General features: G+C 58.4%; 12 protein-coding genes. 7 read left to right on the top strand and 5 right to left on the bottom strand.

What is annotated here, in order from left to right; all coding sequences use genetic code 11:
- The first annotated feature begins 134 nt into the window (after positions 1-134).
- From dut to HDF08_RS20760, 5 genes are all read left to right on the top strand, one after another.
- Positions 135-587, top strand: a complete 453-nt coding sequence (gene dut, locus HDF08_RS20780) for a dUTP diphosphatase (RefSeq protein WP_179640550.1) — start codon at positions 135-137, stop codon at positions 585-587.
- Between the two features lie 58 nt (positions 588-645).
- On the top strand, positions 646-1542 hold the full coding sequence (locus HDF08_RS20775; protein ID WP_179640549.1) for a DUF5996 family protein: 897 nt from the start codon (positions 646-648) through the stop codon (positions 1540-1542).
- Positions 1543-1766: 224 nt separating this feature from the next.
- Complete coding sequence (purL, locus tag HDF08_RS20770; protein WP_179640548.1) at positions 1767-4286, top strand: phosphoribosylformylglycinamidine synthase subunit PurL; 2520 nt, start codon at positions 1767-1769, stop codon at positions 4284-4286.
- A gap of 152 nt (positions 4287-4438) precedes the next feature.
- Positions 4439-5842: an amidophosphoribosyltransferase gene (purF, locus tag HDF08_RS20765; RefSeq protein WP_257031328.1), complete on the top strand. Its 1404-nt coding sequence runs from the start codon at positions 4439-4441 to the stop codon at positions 5840-5842.
- Positions 5843-5982: 140 nt separating this feature from the next.
- Positions 5983-6408 carry a MerC domain-containing protein gene (locus tag HDF08_RS20760; protein WP_179640547.1) on the top strand — a complete coding sequence of 142 codons (426 nt, stop codon included), beginning with the start codon at positions 5983-5985 and terminating at the stop codon, positions 6406-6408.
- Here the strand turns inward: HDF08_RS20760 and HDF08_RS20755 are convergent.
- Both HDF08_RS20755 and purD read right to left on the bottom strand, forming a co-directional pair.
- On the bottom strand, positions 6351-6758 hold the full coding sequence (locus HDF08_RS20755; RefSeq protein ID WP_179640546.1) for a hypothetical protein: 408 nt from the start codon (positions 6756-6758) through the stop codon (positions 6351-6353). The genes HDF08_RS20760 and HDF08_RS20755 overlap by 58 nt on opposite strands.
- A gap of 207 nt (positions 6759-6965) precedes the next feature.
- Positions 6966-8249 carry a phosphoribosylamine--glycine ligase gene (gene purD / locus HDF08_RS20750; protein WP_179640545.1) on the bottom strand — a complete coding sequence of 428 codons (1284 nt, stop codon included), beginning with the start codon at positions 8247-8249 and terminating at the stop codon, positions 6966-6968.
- Positions 8250-8373: 124 nt separating this feature from the next.
- On the opposite strand from purD, the gene HDF08_RS20745 reads away from it, so the two are divergent.
- Positions 8374-8976, top strand: a complete 603-nt coding sequence (locus HDF08_RS20745; protein ID WP_179640544.1) for a hypothetical protein — start codon at positions 8374-8376, stop codon at positions 8974-8976.
- 71 nt (positions 8977-9047) lie between these two features.
- On the opposite strand, the gene HDF08_RS20740 is transcribed toward HDF08_RS20745, so the two are convergent.
- A complete protein-coding gene (locus HDF08_RS20740) occupies positions 9048-10892 on the bottom strand; it encodes a hypothetical protein (RefSeq protein WP_257031311.1) in 1845 nt (614 codons plus the stop codon).
- Between the two features lie 419 nt (positions 10893-11311).
- Between HDF08_RS20740 and acnA the strand changes: the two genes are divergently transcribed.
- On the top strand, positions 11312-14263 hold the full coding sequence (acnA, locus tag HDF08_RS20735; RefSeq protein WP_179640543.1) for an aconitate hydratase: 2952 nt from the start codon (positions 11312-11314) through the stop codon (positions 14261-14263).
- Positions 14264-14781: 518 nt separating this feature from the next.
- On the opposite strand, the gene HDF08_RS20730 is transcribed toward acnA, so the two are convergent.
- Positions 14782-15651, bottom strand: a complete 870-nt coding sequence (locus HDF08_RS20730; protein WP_179640542.1) for a sensor histidine kinase — start codon at positions 15649-15651, stop codon at positions 14782-14784.
- On the bottom strand, positions 15629-17167 hold the full coding sequence (locus HDF08_RS20725) for an ATPase domain-containing protein (protein ID WP_179640541.1): 1539 nt from the start codon (positions 17165-17167) through the stop codon (positions 15629-15631). Before HDF08_RS20725 ends, HDF08_RS20730 begins: the two co-directional genes overlap by 23 nt.
- Positions 17168-17847: the final 680 nt, after the last annotated feature.

The raw sequence follows: 17847 nt of genomic DNA, 5'->3' as shown, positions 1-17847 counted from the left end.
GAAAAATGAACCCGTGGTTCTCCCCCAAAGGTGGGATACCAAAACGTAAGATGCGGCGCGGGATGTGGATAAACGGTCCCCAACTCCGATTCGGGTAAAAATAGAGTTCGGTCGAAGTTTTTTGGAGGCTTTTGATGGCGCTGGAGCCAGGAGATGTCGTGCGGATTCGCGTGGTGAAGTTGCAGCCCGAGGCTCAGCTGCCCAGGTACGCTCACACCGGAGAGTTCGGAGATCTCGCTGCGGATCTTTACGCAGTCGCAGCCGCAACCCTCGACGCCGGAACCACGATGCCGGTAGCAACGGGCGTGGCAATGGAGTTCCCCTCCACCCATGGAGCGCTGGTCGAAGACCGCTCCGGACTCGCCGTAAAAGGAGTCACCACCCTGGCCGGCGTCATCGACCCGGGGTATCGCGGCGAGATCAAGGTCGTAATGACCAACCTGAGCACGAAAGCAGTAGAGATCAACCCTGGAGACAGGATCGCTCAGCTGCGCATCGTGCGCCGGATCGAAGCAGCCTTCGAAGAAGTAAGCGAGCTCGTCGCAGCTCCACGCGGAGCAAACGGCTTCGGCAGCACCGGAAGCTAGATTCCCCGCCGCGGCGTATGCTTTCCGCTACTGGGTCTTGGGAATTCAGGAGGACGTTATGAGTGGAGTCGCGCAGTGGCCTGAGCTTGCGTGGAGTGATTGGGCAGACACCGCCGATACCCTGCACATGTGGACCCAGATCGTCGGCAAGACCCGCCTGGCTCTGACTCCACTCCAGAACCACTGGTGGAATGTGCCCCTCTACGTCACCGCCCGCGGACTGGGCACCTCGGCGATGGACTACGAAGACGACGTGCTCGACATCGAGTTCGACTTCGTCGCCCATGAGCTCCATCTCCGCATGAGCTCCGGCGCAAACCAGACAATGAAGCTGAGGCCCCGCAGCGTCGCCGACTTCTATGCAGAGTATCTCGGATGCCTGAAGGAGCTGGGCGTCGCAGTGAAGATCGATCCCATGCCCTGCGAGCTGGCGAAGCCGATCAGGTTCGATCTCGACACCGAGCACGCCTCCTATGATCCGGACTATGCGCATCGCTTCTGGCAGGTGTTAGCCCACGCAGAGAAGGTCTTTCGCGCCTGGGGCACAGCTTTCCTCGGCAAGGTAAGCCCCGTGCACTTCTTCTGGGGGAGCTTCGATCTCGCAGTCACCCGGTTCTCCGGCAGGCCCGCGCCGCCCCGGCCAGGAGCGGACAGCATTCAGCGCGAGGCGTACTCCCACGAGGTCATCTCAGCCGGATTCTGGCCAGGCAACGGTGGCTACGGTACAGCGGCGTTCTACTGCTACGCAGCTCCAGTGCCCGACGGCCTCGCCGATGCGAAGATTCGGCCCGATGGCGCAGGTTGGGATAAAGCGTTGGGAGAGTTTGTCTTCAAATACAACGTAGTACGTGCGCTGGCCTCTCCGGAGAAGGCGGTGATGGACTTTCTGGAGAGCTCCTACAGCGCAGCTGCCGATGTCGCAAGGTGGGATCGCGCCGCGCTCGAGCGGCGTTGAGTGGAAGTGTCTGCCGGACAGGCTCGCTACGCGCGAGGCGATCACTTCGTGATGGGTATACCGCTTCGCTTGGCGCTCCCGTTGGTCGCGAGGAATCATCATTCCGACCAACGGAAGGACCACGCGAAGCTCTAAAAAGGCGTGCGAACGCCCGCCCTCCGCGCAGGAGGGCCGTCCGGCAGGACAGCGTTTTTCCAACGTGCGACAATCTTAAGTAGCGAGCCATGCCAAATCTGCAAGCCCAGCAAGACAAAGCCCCCTCCCCAGCTACCATTACTCCGGCGCTGCTCAAGCAGCACAGTATCACCCCGGACGAGTACACGCGCATCGAAGCAGCCCTCGGACGTACCCCGTCCCTGACTGAGTTAGGGATCTTCTCGGTGATGTGGTCCGAGCACTGCTCCTACAAGTCATCGCGAGTGCATCTCAAGCGGTTGCCCACCAAGGGCGAGCGCAAGACCGGGCCGGGAAGCGTGGTGCAGGGCCCCGGAGAGAACGCCGGAATCATCGATGTAGGCGACGGGTGGGCCTGCGCGTTCAAGATCGAATCGCACAACCATCCCAGCTACATCGAGCCTTATCAGGGTGCAGCCACGGGTGTAGGCGGGATCCTCCGCGACATCTTCACCATGAACGCGCGTCCCTTGGCCGTAATGGATTCGCTGCGCTTTGGACCACTCGATGAGGCTGAGCCGGATGAAGCCCTGCGCCGCAGGAATCACCAGATCGCCACCGGCGTCGTGCATGGCGTCGCAGGCTATGGAAACTGCTTCGGCGTCCCGAACGTTGGCGGCGAGACGCGCTTTGAAGCCTGCTACTCCGGCAATCCACTGCTGAACGCGTTCGCCCTCGGGTTGGTGCGCAGCGATGAGATCTTCTACGCAAAGGCCACCGGCGTTGGCAATCCAGTGATCTACGTCGGCGCCAAGACAGGCCGCGATGGAATCCACGGAGCCACAATGGCGAGCGAAGAGTTCACCGAAGGCTCGGAGCAGAAGCGGCCCAACGTGCAGATGGGCGATCCGTTCCTGGAGAAGCTGCTGCTCGAGGCCTGCCTTGAGGCGATGGCGACCGGCGCAGTCCTCGGGATTCAGGATATGGGCGCTGCTGGTCTAACCTGCTCGACCTGCGAGATGGGTGCTCGTGGCGATCTTGGGTTGACGGTGGAGCTGGATCTGGTCCCGCAGCGTGAGACAGGAATGTCGAGCTACGAGATTATGTTGTCCGAGTCGCAGGAGCGAATGCTGTTGGTGGCCGACAAGCCCCGAGCGCAGGAAGTTCTGGATGTCTTCGCCAAGTGGGGTCTCGATGCTTCGATCGTCGGAGTCGTAACCGAGAAGCCGAATATGGTGATCACGCAGCATGGCGAGCTCGTCGCGGATATCCCGAATCGCTCGCTCACCGATGATGCCCCGCTCTACCACCGCCCGGTCGGCGTCTGGAAGGCCCCGGTGCCGCTCGATCCTCCAGCCCACGTGCTGGAAGAGTTGAAGAAGCCAAGTGATTACACAGCGGACTTGAAGAAGCTGCTGGCGAGCGCGAATATCTGCGACAAGCGTTGGGTTTTCGAGCAGTACGACTCAATGGTCCAGACCAACACAGTACAGGGTCCCGGCGGTGAAGCTGGCGTGATCCGGATCAAAGGCACCAGCAAAAGTGCAGGAGCAGTGCGTCATGAGGGATTGCTCGGTAAGTTAGCCGAATTGGTGGCCTCTTCGACCCCCAAGGGCGAGGCAACACTTGCCACCGACAACCAGGATGCAGCGAACCCCGTCGTCGCGCCGGACGCTTCCCACGAGTTCACCGACACCGTAAAAGGCGATCGCGGATTGGCGATGGCGCTGGCGGGCAACGGACGCTGGACCTATCTCGACCCGAAGCTGGGCGCGATGCATGCAGTCGCCGAGGCTGCCCGAAAGGTCGCCTGCACCGGCGCGATGCCGGTGTCGGCTACCAACTGCCTGAACTTTGGCAACCCGGAGAAGCCCGAGATTATGGCGCAGCTCTCACAGTCGATCGATGGGATTGCCGAGGCTTGCATCGCTCTGGGAACTCCGGTTACAGGTGGCAATGTCTCGCTCTACAACGAGACCAAAGGCGAGGGGATCTATCCGACGCCGGTCTTGGGAATCGTTGGCATCATCGACGATGTGACAAAAGCTGTACCCTCCGCTTTTCGCAAAGCGGGAGACGCGATCCTGTTCCTCTCGGCGTTTCAAGGTGAAGGACGGAAAATCGAGAGGGAGTTTGGATCGACCGAGTATGCGAAGACCGTGATGCACGAGCTTTGGGGCGCTCCACCTTTGTTGAACCTGACGGAAGAGGCTGCCTTGCATAAGGCTCTTGCAGCCCTCTCGGCGAAGGGCCTGCTGGCTTCGGCAACTGATATCTCGGATGGCGGCTCGGCAGTTGCGTTGGCGAAGGCGTGCTTCCCTCGCGAGTTGGGTCTACGCGTATCGATGAACGTCTCTGAGACCGAGCCGTTTGCGTTGAAGGAGCGGTTCTTCAGCGAGATTAGCTCTTCGGTGATCGTTTCCGCAGATCCAGAACGGGTAAAAGCGATTCGGGCCGAGTTGGCTGCGCATCCAAAGATGTGGATGGCTCCGCTGGGAGAGGTCACCGCAGGCAACTACGAGTGTGTAATCAATGGGAAGAAAGTGATTGATGAACCAATCGCCGCACTGAAGGGATCGTGGACAGGCGCTCTGGAAGAACAGTTGGCCGCAGAGGTGGTGACGGCATGAGCGATCTTCTGGTTCAGGATGAGTTTGTGGTAGAACGAGAAGTCGCAACATTGCTGCGGAGTGACGATCAAAAGAAGCTGGCAACGGAAGAAGTAGATCTAGACGAAGAAGACGAGACCCCGTTCGACAAACTACGCGAAGAGTGTGGCGTGATGGCCATCTATAACCATCACGATGCGGCGCGGATGACCTACTGGGGACTGTATTCTTTGCAGCATCGTGGGCAGGAGTCGGCGGGCATTGCCACCGCGGATGGGCAGCAGGTTAACGACATCAAAGGCATGGGGCTGGTGTCGGAGATCTTTACCGATGATGTGCTGGCGAGGCTGCCGGGCCACATCGCGATTGGACATACGCGTTATTCGACGACGGGTGACTCGGCGCTGCTGAACGCGCAGCCGATCTCGGTGGAGAGCACGAAGGGTTTGATTGCGATTGCTCACAATGGCAACCTGATCAACCTGGGAACGGCGAAGGAGAGGCTGGAACGCGATGGCGCGATCTTCCAGACCACGTCGGACTCCGAGATCATCATTCAGTTGATTGCGCACTCCACGAAAAACACGCTGATTGACTGCATGGCTGAGGCCCTGACACAGGTGCAGGGCGCATTTTCCATTGTGATGATGACGCGAAACCGCATCTTTGCCGCGAGAGATCCGCATGGGTTTCGTCCGCTGGCCATGGGCCGGATTGAAGGCAAGGACGGAGCCCCGGATACGTTTGTCTTCGCAAGTGAGACGTGCGCGTTCGACCTGCTGCATGCGAAGTACGAGCGCGACGTGAAGCCCGGTGAGTTGGTAATGGTGTCTGAAGATGGCGTGACCAGCCGCTACTTCAACACGACGACCCCGCAGGCGAGTTGCGTATTCGAGCATGTTTACTTTGCGCGCCCCGACTCGAAGATCTACGGGCGGTGGGTGCAGCAGTCGCGCGAAGAGATGGGACGCCAGCTGGCTCGAGAATCGGGTGTGCCGGCGGATTTGATTGTGCCGGTGCCGGACTCGGGCGTGACGGCGGCGATTGGGTACGCGGCAGAGTCGGGGATACCGTTTAACTTTGGTCTGATTCGAAATCACTATGTGGGACGAACGTTTATTCAGCCCGAGCAGAGGGTGCGGGACTTTGGCGTGAGGATGAAACTGAACCCGATGCGAAATCTGCTGGAAGGCAAACGCGTTGTTTTGATCGACGACTCAATCATTCGCGGCACGACGTCGAGGAAGATTGTGAGGATGGTGCGGGCGGCCGGGGCGACGGAGGTGCATCTGCGAATCTCTTGTCCGCCGACGATCTCGCCTTGTTTTTATGGGGTAGATACACCTTCGAAGAAGGACTTGATCGCGGCGAATAAGTCGATCGCTGAGATCTGCGCGTTTGTGGAGGCGGATTCGCTGGCGTATTTGAGCCTGGTGGGGCTGACGCACGCTTGTACGAAGGGGGAGCAGGTGGATGGGCTGTCTCCTGGGAGCTTCTGTACTGCCTGTTATACCGGGGACTACCCAACACAATGGGTGGACGTGTCGGAGATTCTGCCCGCAGTGACGACCGCGTAAAGTTGGCGGCTTAGGATGATTGGATAGACAGCGGGTAGGTCTGTTCCATGGAAGGATGACTGTAATCACTAAATGATAATAGGATATCAATAGTATTTGAGTGCACTGACTCGACTTTGCTTTTCGAAAGAGTTTCTCTGATGACCTCCTCGTTGCGTGCTTCAGCCTTTTCTGCGGATAGCCTTGGTACATGGGCTTCTGCTCTCTGTGTAGTGCACTGTGCTATAACTCCGGTTTTGATCTCGATGTCCGTGGTGATGGCTCGCTTCATTCCGGGAGAAGAAAGGACGCATCGTACGCTGGCGGTCGGGGTGGCCGCGCTGGGCGTGATGGCGCTGGTGAAGGGGTTTCGGACGCATGGACGCAGACGCATCCTCGGAACGATGGCGCTGGGGTTGGGTTTTATCTTCGCCGGGGCATTCTTTGGCGGGAACCTACCTTCGCATGGGTGTGAGGTGGCAGTAACGATGACCGGGAGCACGTTGATGATTTGCGCTCATCGAATGAATCACACGTTTTGCAGAGCGTGCATGCGGTGTTCGCACTCGGCCGAGGGAGTCTGTTGACGCTCTCGAACTGTCCTTTGTGCCTTGACCGTCTGGAGGTAGGCGAAGTTTTCTTTGAGGCTGTCGATCGGGAGTGCGGTTTCGTCCTGATCGAGGCAGGCATAGCGGATGCCCTGCTTGTGGGCCTGGGCGAAGATGGCTGGCCAGTTCAGCGTCCCCTTGCCTAGCTTGGTGATGTGCTTGGCGGTGGGTCCATGACGAAGCCGGTGGGGCGTTGGCGATGCGGCCTTTGAGGTGGAGAAGACGGACGCGGTTGGCGTAGCGGGCACGGTGAGCGGATCCTGGCCGGCCTGGGCGAGCCAGTACATGTCGAGCTCGAGTTTCACTAACGCATGATCGGCGTGCTTCATGAGTTTGGCGAACCTTGACGAGAGGGCTTGCGGAGCGAACTCCTAACGGTGGTTGAGAAAGGCGAACTGCATGCCAGTGCCGTAGATGCTTTGGGCCCCAGCGGCGGCTTTGTGGAAGCCTTCGAGCAGCGAGACGCAGATTCCTCTGCCACGCTGGGAACGAGAACAAAGATTGCAGTGACACGAAGGAAGAGGTTTAAGCAGCAGCTAGCGCAGGGCGCGATGGCCGATATCGCGGCGGAATTGCATGCCTTCAAATGAGATCTTTGCGACTTCGGAGTAAGCCTTGTCGAGGGCAGTCTGGAGATCAGGCGCAGTGGCGGAGATCGCGAGGACGCGTCCTCCAGAGGTGACAATCTTTCCGTCTATGATCGCCGTGCCGGAGTGGAAGATAAATACGTCTTCCTGTTTGGATTCGCCCTGAATTGCTTTGTCGGGTAGGCCGGAGATGGGTTTACCTGAGACATACTTGCCGGGGTAGCCTCCGCTGGCTGCGACGATGCAGACGCTGGCGCCGGGACGCATCGCAATGGTGAGCTGGTTGGCGGTGCCATCAATGGAGGCGTTGAACAGGTCGAGTATGTCGGTCTCGAGTCGAAGGAGGATGGCTTCTGTCTCGGGATCGCCGAAGCGTGTATTGAACTCGAGGACCATTGGGCCGCGTGGAGACATCATGATGCCGCAGAAGAGAATGCCCTTGAAGGGTTCCCCCTCGGAGCGCATGCCGTCGACGACCTTCTGCGCGACATTGTGGAGGAGCCAGTTGCGCATGGCGGGAGTGGCAATGCCATCGGTGGAGTAGGCGCCCATGCCACCCGTGTTGGGACCGGTGTCGCCTTCGCCGATGCGCTTGTGGTCTTGCGCAGAGGCGATTTCGATGGCGCGAGTGCCATCGCAAAGAGCAAAGAAGGAGAGTTCTTCGCCGGTAAGGAACTCTTCAAGGACAACTGCCTCCTCTGCTGTGCCGAGAAGAGAACCACTGAACATCTCGGCAGCCGCGGCTTCCGCCTGTAGGTGGGTCTCACAGATGACGACGCCTTTGCCGGCGGCTAGACCAGAGGCTTTGACGACGATGGGGACGGTGAAGCGGGGAAGTTCTTCGCGGACCTGCGCGAGGGTGGTGCAGATGCCGTACTCGGCGGTGGGGAGGTCGTGGCGCTGCATAAACTCTTTGGCAAAGGCTTTGCTGGTTTCGAGCCGGGCAGCGGCCTGAGTAGGGCCAAAGACACGGTGGCCACGTTTGGTGAGCTCGTCGACGAGGCCAAGGGAGAGCGGCAGCTCAGGGCCGATGACCGTGAGGGCAGGCTGCTCGATGGCGACAATGTTGACGAGCTCGTGGAGGTTGCCGGGATTGCAGGGGATGCAGCGGGCGAGCGAGGCGATGCCGCCGTTGCCGGGAGCGCATACAACCTCAGTGACCTGAGATGATTTAAGGAGAGCCCATACGATGGCATGCTCGCGGCCGCCACCACCGATTACCAGAACCTTCATTCGCTTACCTGCATTCGTGACGCGCTCCTGTGGGATGCGAATTTAGTTCGCAACTTTGAGGCTAGGCATGGTGAGAGATGAAGTCAAACGAGGAGAGCTGTAAGCTGTTGAGCGGGAGAAGAGAATGACTGGCGATGCGACGCAGTACCAGGAGTTGATAACGCTCTATGCGAGCTACGGTGATGAGGAGCTGGTGGGACTGGCTCGGGGAATGAGCGACCTGACGGAGATAGCGCAGGAGGCTCTGCGTGGCGAGATGTCGCGTCGCGGGCTGAAGGATTCGGCGGCTCCAGAGCGCGCGGAGGCGAAGGTGCTAAGCGAGGATGATTTGGCGGATCTGCGGGCGTATGCTGCGCTGGCACCAGCAGAGTGCGTCTTTGAATATCAAGATGGATACGGAGCGGCTGCGGCTTCGCTGGCTCTGAAGGAGGCGGGAATCGAATCCACTGTGCTGACAGATGATGGAACACCGATGGACACTCGGGGACCCCGCGTTGTGGTGGCTCCTGAGGATGCGCAGGACGCGGCAGCGCTGTTGTCGCAACCCTTGGCAAAGCGGTTTAGAAAGGCTCTCGAAGAGGCGATGCCGGAAGAGTTTGCGGTGCCGGCCTGCCCGAAGTGCGGGAGCCACGAGACTGTGCTCGAGGCAGTTGAGCCAGCGAACTTGTGGAGGTGCGATGAGTGCGATCATGACTGGCACGAGGATGACGTTTCACCAGAGGGTTGATTGAGCTTCGATTGAGAACAATGAAAAGACCCGCGCGAAGCGGGTCTTTTTACGTGCTGCGGCGAAGTACCTTAGTGTGGCTTTCCTTCTCCATGGGGAGCTGACTGCGGAGCGGGTCTTGATTCAGCCTGCTGCCTGGGTTGAGGTGCGGGGCGGGATTGAGGCTCGGGGCGCGACTGAGGTTGCGGCGCTGGACGCGACTGCGGTTGCGGCGCCGGGCGTGGTTGCGGTTGAGGAGCCGGGCGTGATTGCGATTGAGGAGCCGGGCGTGATTGAGGCTGAGGGCGCGGCTGCGGTTGATTTTGAGGACGGGCTACATTTTGTGGGGTTGGTGCAGGTCTGCTCTGCGGTGCAGGGCGAACCTGAGATTGGGGCTGTGGCTGGGCAGGACGGGCTTGGGGCTGTGGCTGGGCAGGACGGACCTGCGGTTGCACTGGTCTGGTTTCTGGCTGAGTGGGTCTGACCTGTGGCTGCGCCGGACGAGTCTCGGGTAGCATGGGACGAGTTTGAGGCTGACCGGGGCGGTTGACTTCGCCGGGACGCATGTTGGGCTGACCCGTATTCGATTGACCAGGCTTCGGTTGACCGGGACGAGTTTCAGGCTGTGTGGGGCGGCCTGGCTGTATGGCTGGCTGGCCAGGACGTGCAGGTTGTGTCGATGGCTGGCTAGGACGGTTGACTTCGCCGGGACGCGTATTCGGCTGGCCTGTGTTTGGCTGACCGGGACGCGTTTCAGGTTGGCCGGGACGGCCGGGTTGTACTGCTGGCTGGCCAGGGCGAGTGGGCTGTACTGCTGGTTGGCCGGGACGGTTGACTTCGCCGGGACGAGTGCCTGGCTGGCCTGGGTTTGGCTGATTGGGACGCGCCGGCTGAACCGCAGGACGCGCGACTGCCGCGATGGGACGCGGTGAGGCGACCAGAGCGGGACGACCTTTGTTCACGTTGTAAAACTGCTGACGATTCTGTGCGGCCTCGCGCTGGTTTTGCAGTTGCGTCGACATGGGTGGAACGCGGGGGCCGCGGTTGGCTGCGATCTCTGCTGCCTGCGGACGCACGTTGATGCCGCCACGACCGCCGTTGTAGGAGACGCGGTTGATGGTGGTGTTGTTTATGGTTGTGTTGTTGATGACCGTGCGGTTATAGACGTTGGTGATCCGCGTGGTGTTGATGTTGTTGACGGAGCGGTTGTAGTAGAAGTTGCGGCCCTGCCAGTAGCCGCCGTGATAACCGCTGCCGGTATAGCCGAAGCCATAGTTGACGCCGCCATAGAAGCCGATGTGCGGCCCCCAGAAGCCGCGATGAAGGAGATAACGTCCACCGAAGAAGCCCCAATAGCCGGGGGTCCAGAGGGCTCCGTAGAAGGGCGGAGCGCACCAGGCGCCGGGGACCCAGTAGTAGCCGACGGGAGCGTATCCCCAGTATCCGGGAGTCCAAAGGTAGTTGGGCGCGGGAGCTTCGGGCTGTTCGTATTGAGGAAGTGGTGGAGGTGGCTCGTTGGCCTCTTCCAGAGCCTGCTGGCCAGCATCTACCTGTGCCTCGTCGTACTGCTGAGGGGCGTTGTAGTTGTAGTTCTGGTCGTAGTTCTGATCAGAGGGCTGAGCACTCTGGGCAGCGGTGTAGGCCTCATTTTGCGGCGGCGGCGCTGCTTGCGGAGTGTACTGCTCTGAGCTTTGCTGCGGCGTAGATTGAGAACGGATGCCGAGCACTCTTGCCGGCGCGGGTTCCGGGGCAGGTGCGGCCTGAGGCTGGCTGCCGTCTACGGGCGCCATGTTGGCATCAGCAGGGTCGGGCCCCGAGTTGTCGGGGATGACTGCAGGCTCTACGCCCTTGTGGCAGCCTGAGAGTGTCACTGCTGCTGCAAGTGATGTGATGCCAAGCAATAAACCTAAAAAAAACCTGGGAAATGATTTGTACATACTGCCAGTCTCCTCGTATCTGCTGCGGGTATAAACACGAACTTCTTGAATGAGATGCATTTTTTCTTATAATTGCTGACTTTGCGAGTGATGACGCAATAGCTGGTGCGGCGCGTTATGCTGTGGAGTCTAGTAGTTGAGACGCCTTGTACGCTAGCCTGCCGCGTTTTGCAATCACCCTTTGGTGGGAGGGTCAGGCGCTTTACCGCAACCAGTCGGGACGCAGTAAAATCAGCTTGATGGCAGGCTGTCTTCCCAACACGAAGCGCTTTCGCCACGGTCGCCCTGACCGTGGACGCTGCTAGCTCGACCCCTCCCCTGAAAACTTGATAGGCTTCAGCCGTTGCCGTCTGCGGTTCGAAGATGTGACCACGGCCCCAACCATCGCGCTTTCAAGAGCGCGCCTCGGAGAAGATACCATGCCGACCCAATCGCATCCTGATTCGTTCAAGAGCTTGTCCACACTGGCAGTGGGGAAGACCACGTACGACCTGTTTCGCCTGAAGGCGCTGGAAGGAACCGGTGTCGACCTTAGCCGGCTTCCCTTCTCGCTGCGGATTCTACTGGAGAACCTGCTGCGGCATGAGGATGGCCGCACCGTGACTGCGGAAGACATCCAGTTTCTGGCTTGCTGGGATCCGAATGCGGAACCTTCGCGAGAGATTGCGTACATGCCGGCGCGGGTTCTGATGCAGGACTTTACTGGTGTGCCCGCTGTGGTTGATCTCGCGGCGATGCGGGATGCGATGAAGGCTTTGGGGGGCGATCCGGAGAAGATCAATCCGCTGCAGCCCGCGGAACTGGTGATCGATCACTCGGTGCAGGTGGATGAGTTTGGCACGCAGCGAGCGTATGACCTAAATGCCGCCCTGGAGTTTCAAAGGAATCGCGAGCGGTATGCGTTTCTGAAGTGGGGACAGACGGCATTCAATAATTTTTCAGCAGTGCCTCCAGGGATGGGCATCTGCCACCAGGTGAATCTGGAATACCTAGCTCGCGTCGTATTTACGACCAAGCCAAAACAGAATCTTGACGCTGTGGCTGTAGCGGGGCACAAAGCCAGTGTCGAAGAGCTTCGCGCATTTGCTTATCCGGATACTCTCGTCGGCACAGACTCCCACACCACGATGGTGAATGGGCTGGGCGTGATGGGCTGGGGCGTTGGCGGTATCGAGGCCGAGGCTGCGATGCTGGGACAGCCGGTGAGCATGCTGGTGCCGCAGGTCGTTGGGTTTAAGCTGACAGGCAAGTTGAAGGAAGGCACAACGGCTACTGACCTGGTGCTGACCGTGACCGAGATGCTGCGGAAGCTTGGCGTGGTTGGTAAGTTCGTGGAGTTCTATGGATCGGGGATCGCGGAACTGCCGCTGGCTGATCGTGCGACGATTGCGAACATGGCGCCGGAGTATGGGGCTACCTGCGGGATCTTTCCGGTGGATGCGGAGACGCTCCGGTATCTCCGGCTTACTGGGCGCAGCGAGGAGCAGATTGAGCTGGTCGAGGCTTACTACCGCGAGCAGGGACTGTTTCACACGGCGGATGCGAAGGAGGCTGTGTACTCGGCGACGATTGCGCTGGACCTTGCGACGGTCGAGCCCAGTGTTGCGGGGCCGAAGCGGCCGCAGGATCGGGTTGCGTTATCACAGGCGGGTGCAAGCTTCAAGGAACAACTGCCCGGACTGCTGGGGCCGAATGGAAACAAGCATGTGATTCGGCAGATGGTGCGCTGGGAGGGTGAGGGTGGAACGGCTTCGGAGTCTGGCGATCTGAGCAGCAGCGTCGGGGCTTCGGCTCCGGTGGTGGAGGCTCCAATCGTGCCGGTGATAACGATCAGCGATGAGACTATACCGCAGCTGGAGGCTCCGCATGTTTCGATTCGGACCAGGTTCGGCGTGGATCCGGATCAGTATCTTGATCACGGATCGATTGTGATTGCGGCGATCACCTCCTGCACGAATACTTCGAATCCTTACGTGATGATGGCTGCGGGTCTGCTTGCGAAGAAGGCCGTGGAGAAGGGGCTGAGCACGCCGCCGTGGGTGAAGACCTCGCTGGCTCCAGGTTCGCGCGTGGTGACGGACTACTACATGAAGGCGGGGCTGATGCCTTATCTCGATCAGCTGCGCTTCCAGGTGGTGGGGTATGGATGCACGACGTGCATTGGAAACTCCGGCCCGCTGCCGACAGATGTTTCAAAGTCGATTGAGGATCACGGACTGGTGGCGGTGTCGGTGCTCTCGGGGAATCGGAACTTCGAGGGAAGAATCTCGCCGGAGGTAAGGGCGAACTACCTGATGAGTCCTCCGCTGGTGGTGGCCTATGCTTTGGCGGGGCACATCGCGCACAACTTCGAGACGGAGGCACTGGGGCGCGATCTGGATGGCAAGCCTGTTTTTCTTCGGGATATATGGCCTACCCAGGCGGAGGTCTCGGCGACGGTGAACTCGTCGATCGACTCGGAGATGTTTCGCCGGCAGTACTCGACGGTGTCCGATGGCGACAACAACTGGAAGAGCCTGAAGTTTCCGGATGGCGAGACGTATGGGTGGGAGCCGGATTCGACCTATATTCGTAAGGCTCCTTACTTCGATGGGATGCCGGCTGCGCCTGCTCCGGTTGGAGACATCCATGGTGCTCGCGTGCTGGCGGTGCTGGGAGACTCTGTGACGACGGACCACATCTCGCCGGCGGGTTCGATCAAGCTGAATGGGCCTGCGGGCAAGTACCTGATCGAGCATGGGGTGAAGCCTTCGGACTTCAACAGCTATGGATCGCGGCGCGGCAACCATGAGGTGATGGTGCGCGGGACGTTTGCCAATGTTCGGCTGCGGAACAAGCTGGCTCCGGGGACCGAGGGCGGTGTGACCCGGCTGCTGCCGGAGGATGTGCCGATGTCGATCTACGATGCGAGCGTGGAGTATGCGAAGCGTGGAACGCCGCTGGCGATTCTTGCGGGGAAGGAGTACGGCTCGGGGTCTTCGCGGGACTGGGCGGCGAAGGGGCCGCGGCTGCTGGGGATCAAGTTTGTGATCGCGGAGAGCTACGAGCGGATTCACCGGTCGAACCTGGTCGGGATGGGGATTCTACCGCTGCAGTTTCTGCCGGGTCAGAGTGTCGAGTCGCTGCACCTGACGGGCGAGGAGGTGTTTGCGATCGGGGATGCGCCGGGTCAGTTGAAGGCGATGCTCGACAGCAAGTTCGCTGAGGGCAAGGTGGTGACGGTGTTCGCGGAGTCCGATCTGGGGAAGACAATCGAGTTCTCGGCTACCGTCCGCATCGATACCCCGCAGGAGATTCTGTACTACCAGAACGGAGGAATCCTGCAGTACGTGTTGCGGCAACTGGCGGGGAAGGTTCCGGTCTCGGTTTAGGCACTATCTCTCCTACTTCTCCCGGTCTCCGGGCATTTCCCGCAAGGGGGGTACCCCCCCTATTACCCGCGCGCAAGTCGCTTGTATTCAGTAGTTTACAGCGAGCTAGCACCTGCAAAATATAGATAACAAATGGGTTGCGTACAAAAACGCTCCTATCAACAAGTTAGCCCCAGAGGGAGACTATCCCTGCGGGGCTTGCTTGATTTTGATCTCTGTATCCAGTGTAGCGAATGGAGTGAAACTAAAGTGCCAAGTTTGGGAGACTCTATTTCGTTTCTTATGTGTTGGTTAGTGGGTTTTTGAGAGTTTGGGGGCTTGACAGAATTTTTCTGGCAGGAACTGATGATCGAGCGCGACCAGTTACCTAAGGCGGATTTACTGTTGGTGTGTAGGGAGGCAACCGCAGATTCCCTTTGGGAGTGACAAACAAAGGGGAACGGCCGACTTTACGCCAACTACTACCTTGCTCTAGCGTTTCCCATATGCCGACCTAGCGGTGTCACGGGTAAATCAAATCAAAAACAGCTGATGGGCAGGACTATCGAAAACGTTGTTCCCTGGCGGGGTCCCTTCGTGTGGGAGCGAACTTGAATCGATCCACCGTGCTTTTCGACGATTTGTTTGCTCACCCACAGTCCCAGGCCATTTCCGACATCTCCTTTTGTGGTGAAAAAGGGTTGGAAGATCCTGGATAGAGTGATGTCGCTGATACCTTTCCCATTGTCGGAGATCGTAATTCTGATACGGGGTCGTCTCCCGTTACAGCCTCGCGAGCTAGTGGCCCTCAGAGTGACTTTGCCTGTCTCATCGATAGCGTCCAGGCTATTCATCAAAAGGTTTGAAACTACCTGTCTCAGTTCTCCCTGGAAAGCTGTCATTTGGAGTTCTTTTTCACACTGTTTCTCGATGATGGCTCGCTTGGAGATTTGTTTCGCTTGCAGCAAATTTACAACGGAGTCAAACAATATCGCGAGGTGGAAGGTTATCGGGGCAGAGGACTCACGATAAAACCCGAGGGTCTGACGGGTGATGTGAGCGATGCGGCTGAGTTCCGCATCGGCCATTTGTAGATATTGACGGGCTGCGTCCGGAAGACCCTTGGTTGTCTGGGCCAGAAACAGGACGTTTGTTACTGCTGCGAGAGGATTATTAATTTCATGGGCAAGGACAGCAGCCATGTGCCCAACAGAAGCGAGCTTCTCGCTGTTGATGAGGGCCTCTTCCGCCCTTTTTCGCGCGGAGATTTCTTCCTGCAGCTGAGCGTTCAACAGTTCTGCAACTTCCGTCAGTTCGTGTTGGCGCACCAGGCCCAGCATCAAACCTTCGTTTATCGCAGTAACATTTGCCTGGACAGGCTTAGCGTTATTTTTCAGCTTTCTTGCCATCTTTGGCCTCTAACGCAATGCCCGGCTTACCCAAAGCTTCCGTTTGGGGGCTTTCTATCCGTTCCGGGATACCCGTGATGAGGTGAGCGTACTCTCTTGGTCGTTCGCCGAGCACGATGCCGTCCGAGGTTATGTCGTATTCGCGGATGTCCTTGCTATGAGCACCGCCTCGCATCTTGATGATCAACATAATCTTACGCAGCTGGCCCTCGATTTCTACATAGCGCATGCGAATAATGTCGTCGGTGAGAAATGAGATTAAGTAGCTACTGAAGGGGAATTTATTGAATGACTCTTCCATCTCCAGGGTGCTCAGGATTGTAATTCCGATTCCGGTCAGAGCGAAGATCATGCGATAGAGCGATTCCCTGAAGTCGGTTCGGAATCCGGGAGCAAGCGCCATCTCGAAGCCCGCCAACGAGTCGATGACCAGCCGCTTTGCGCCTGTTCTCTGAACCGCATCGATGAGCTCTTGCATCGTCTCGTCCACGGACAGGTCGAGGGGCCGCAGATAGATGACTTCAAGGCTACCGTCTTTCAAAGCTGCACCCAGGTCAAGGCCGAAGGCGGCAGCACGATCGGCGTACTCGTCAGGTCGCTCTTCAAAGATCGCCACAATGCCGGACTCGCCTGCGCGAAGACCGGCAGCGATGAACTGAGTGGCCATGAGCGATTTGCCGGTACCGGATGATCCTGCGACCAACAAGCTATCCCCTTCCGGGATGCCTCCACCCATCATCTCGTCAAGTGCCGGGATACCTGTGGAAAGGCGTCTCCGGTCCGGATCTTTCCTTCGAGTTCCTACCAATCCCAACGTTCTAGAGAAAGCTTGTAGTCCTGCATCGGTAATGCGAAAGGTATGCATTCCGGGCACAGACATCTGTCCGCGCAACTTCATGACCTGCAGCTTGCGCACCACGGAGTTTCGCTCGACCTGCTGAAAGAGCCAGAAGAGCCCGTCTGCCACGGTAAAGACGGGGTTGTCGACCAACTCAGATTCGCTGTACTCCCCAATAAGGAATGTCGTCGCCTCCCAACTGGTAAGAAGCAATGCAAGTTCTTGCACAAAAGTCTGAACCTCAACTTCGCGGTCGCCATGATGTTCGCGTCGCAGAACAGTTCGGAAAGAGTCCACCACGACAATGCCTGCATTGGTAGCCTGCACCTGCTTCGTGATCTCTTCCAGCACGCCTTTCAATCCACGTTCTACCAAGTCCTGGCTCAGGTTTATGAAACGAACAGCAGTGTTCAGTTTCGTCGCATCGAAAAAGGTATATTGCTGCTGATAGCGCAGCATCTTGAGGGCTGGTTCCCCGAGAACCGTAAAGTAAAGGGCCGGCCTCTCCGGAGTGGCGTTCTTGAAGACGAATTGATGCGCCAGCGTCGTCTTTCCACATCCCGGTGCGCCTGCGATGATGTTGAACGAAAATTCCGGGAATCCGCCCCCCAGAATCTCGTCAAGCCCAAGAACTCCCGAACTAAGCTGCTTGATTTTTACCTTGCTGTTCTGGTTCATTGCAATTCCTTCCCCAGAGAATTTAAGCCGAGTCCGGGTAAATCCGGCCATATGTCATGCAGGAGCCGCACTGTAAGTGTTTCTCCAATGAAAGTGATCAAAAGGCTAAGCAGGTAGCCGACAAGGATGGCGTGCGCCTCAGCGGCCGCGCCCTCCAAGCCCTCCATAGATCCATCCGGTTTGACCTGTACCGGGCTGAGTGCAGGGGCCTCTCGCTTGGCCAAAGTCAAAGCGCGTGAGAGAAGAGAGCTGAACCCTGCGGTTCCCGTTAACATAACAAGAGGGCGACGCAGCTTCTCACAGACGCGGCACGTCGCAAGCTGGTCTGCTGCGGAGACACTTTGGGAACGAGCTTCAAAGGCTACAAGCTGTTCGGCGAGTTCTCTTGTCTCGGATTTAATACCAGCTTGCCTCATCGTCTTTCAATTGAAAGTTCGCGCGTGCGCATCCGTTTGTCCCCGAAGTTCATCATTTCACAAAAGATGGTCTAGTTTAGCTGGACTCGCACGATCATAGATGTGACACGGCTTCAATTTTGCATTCGGTCCGTTGTGTGCTGTCAACACACGCTTTTGAAGATGCGCATTACTGGAATTGATTTCAGATCCTGAAGTAACCTATCGATGGGATGAGCTGATCCGCAATTTTTCGCTGGTCTATTGTTCCCGCAATAGCCTTGT

The organism is Tunturiibacter empetritectus, assembly GCF_013410875.1.
Lineage (GTDB): Bacteria > Acidobacteriota > Terriglobia > Terriglobales > Acidobacteriaceae > Edaphobacter > Edaphobacter empetritectus.
The sequence above is the reverse complement of the archived record's forward strand: the minus strand, read 5'-3'. Positions and strand labels throughout refer to the sequence as shown.

Coding starts and splice junctions, on each gene's coding strand:
- dut (WP_179640550.1), top strand. CDS start 135: ATGGCGCTGGAGCCAGGAGATGTCGTGCGGATTCGCGTGGTGAAGTTG.
- HDF08_RS20775 (WP_179640549.1), top strand. CDS start 646: ATGAGTGGAGTCGCGCAGTGGCCTGAGCTTGCGTGGAGTGATTGGGCA.
- purL (WP_179640548.1), top strand. CDS start 1,767: ATGCCAAATCTGCAAGCCCAGCAAGACAAAGCCCCCTCCCCAGCTACC.
- purF (WP_257031328.1), top strand. CDS start 4,439: ATGGCCATCTATAACCATCACGATGCGGCGCGGATGACCTACTGGGGA.
- HDF08_RS20760 (WP_179640547.1), top strand. CDS start 5,983: ATGACCTCCTCGTTGCGTGCTTCAGCCTTTTCTGCGGATAGCCTTGGT.
- HDF08_RS20755 (WP_179640546.1), bottom strand. CDS start 6,758: ATGAAGCACGCCGATCATGCGTTAGTGAAACTCGAGCTCGACATGTAC.
- purD (WP_179640545.1), bottom strand. CDS start 8,249: ATGAAGGTTCTGGTAATCGGTGGTGGCGGCCGCGAGCATGCCATCGTA.
- HDF08_RS20745 (WP_179640544.1), top strand. CDS start 8,374: ATGACTGGCGATGCGACGCAGTACCAGGAGTTGATAACGCTCTATGCG.
- HDF08_RS20740 (WP_257031311.1), bottom strand. CDS start 10,892: ATGTACAAATCATTTCCCAGGTTTTTTTTAGGTTTATTGCTTGGCATC.
- acnA (WP_179640543.1), top strand. CDS start 11,312: ATGCCGACCCAATCGCATCCTGATTCGTTCAAGAGCTTGTCCACACTG.
- HDF08_RS20730 (WP_179640542.1), bottom strand. CDS start 15,651: ATGGCAAGAAAGCTGAAAAATAACGCTAAGCCTGTCCAGGCAAATGTT.
- HDF08_RS20725 (WP_179640541.1), bottom strand. CDS start 17,167: ATGAACCAGAACAGCAAGGTAAAAATCAAGCAGCTTAGTTCGGGAGTT.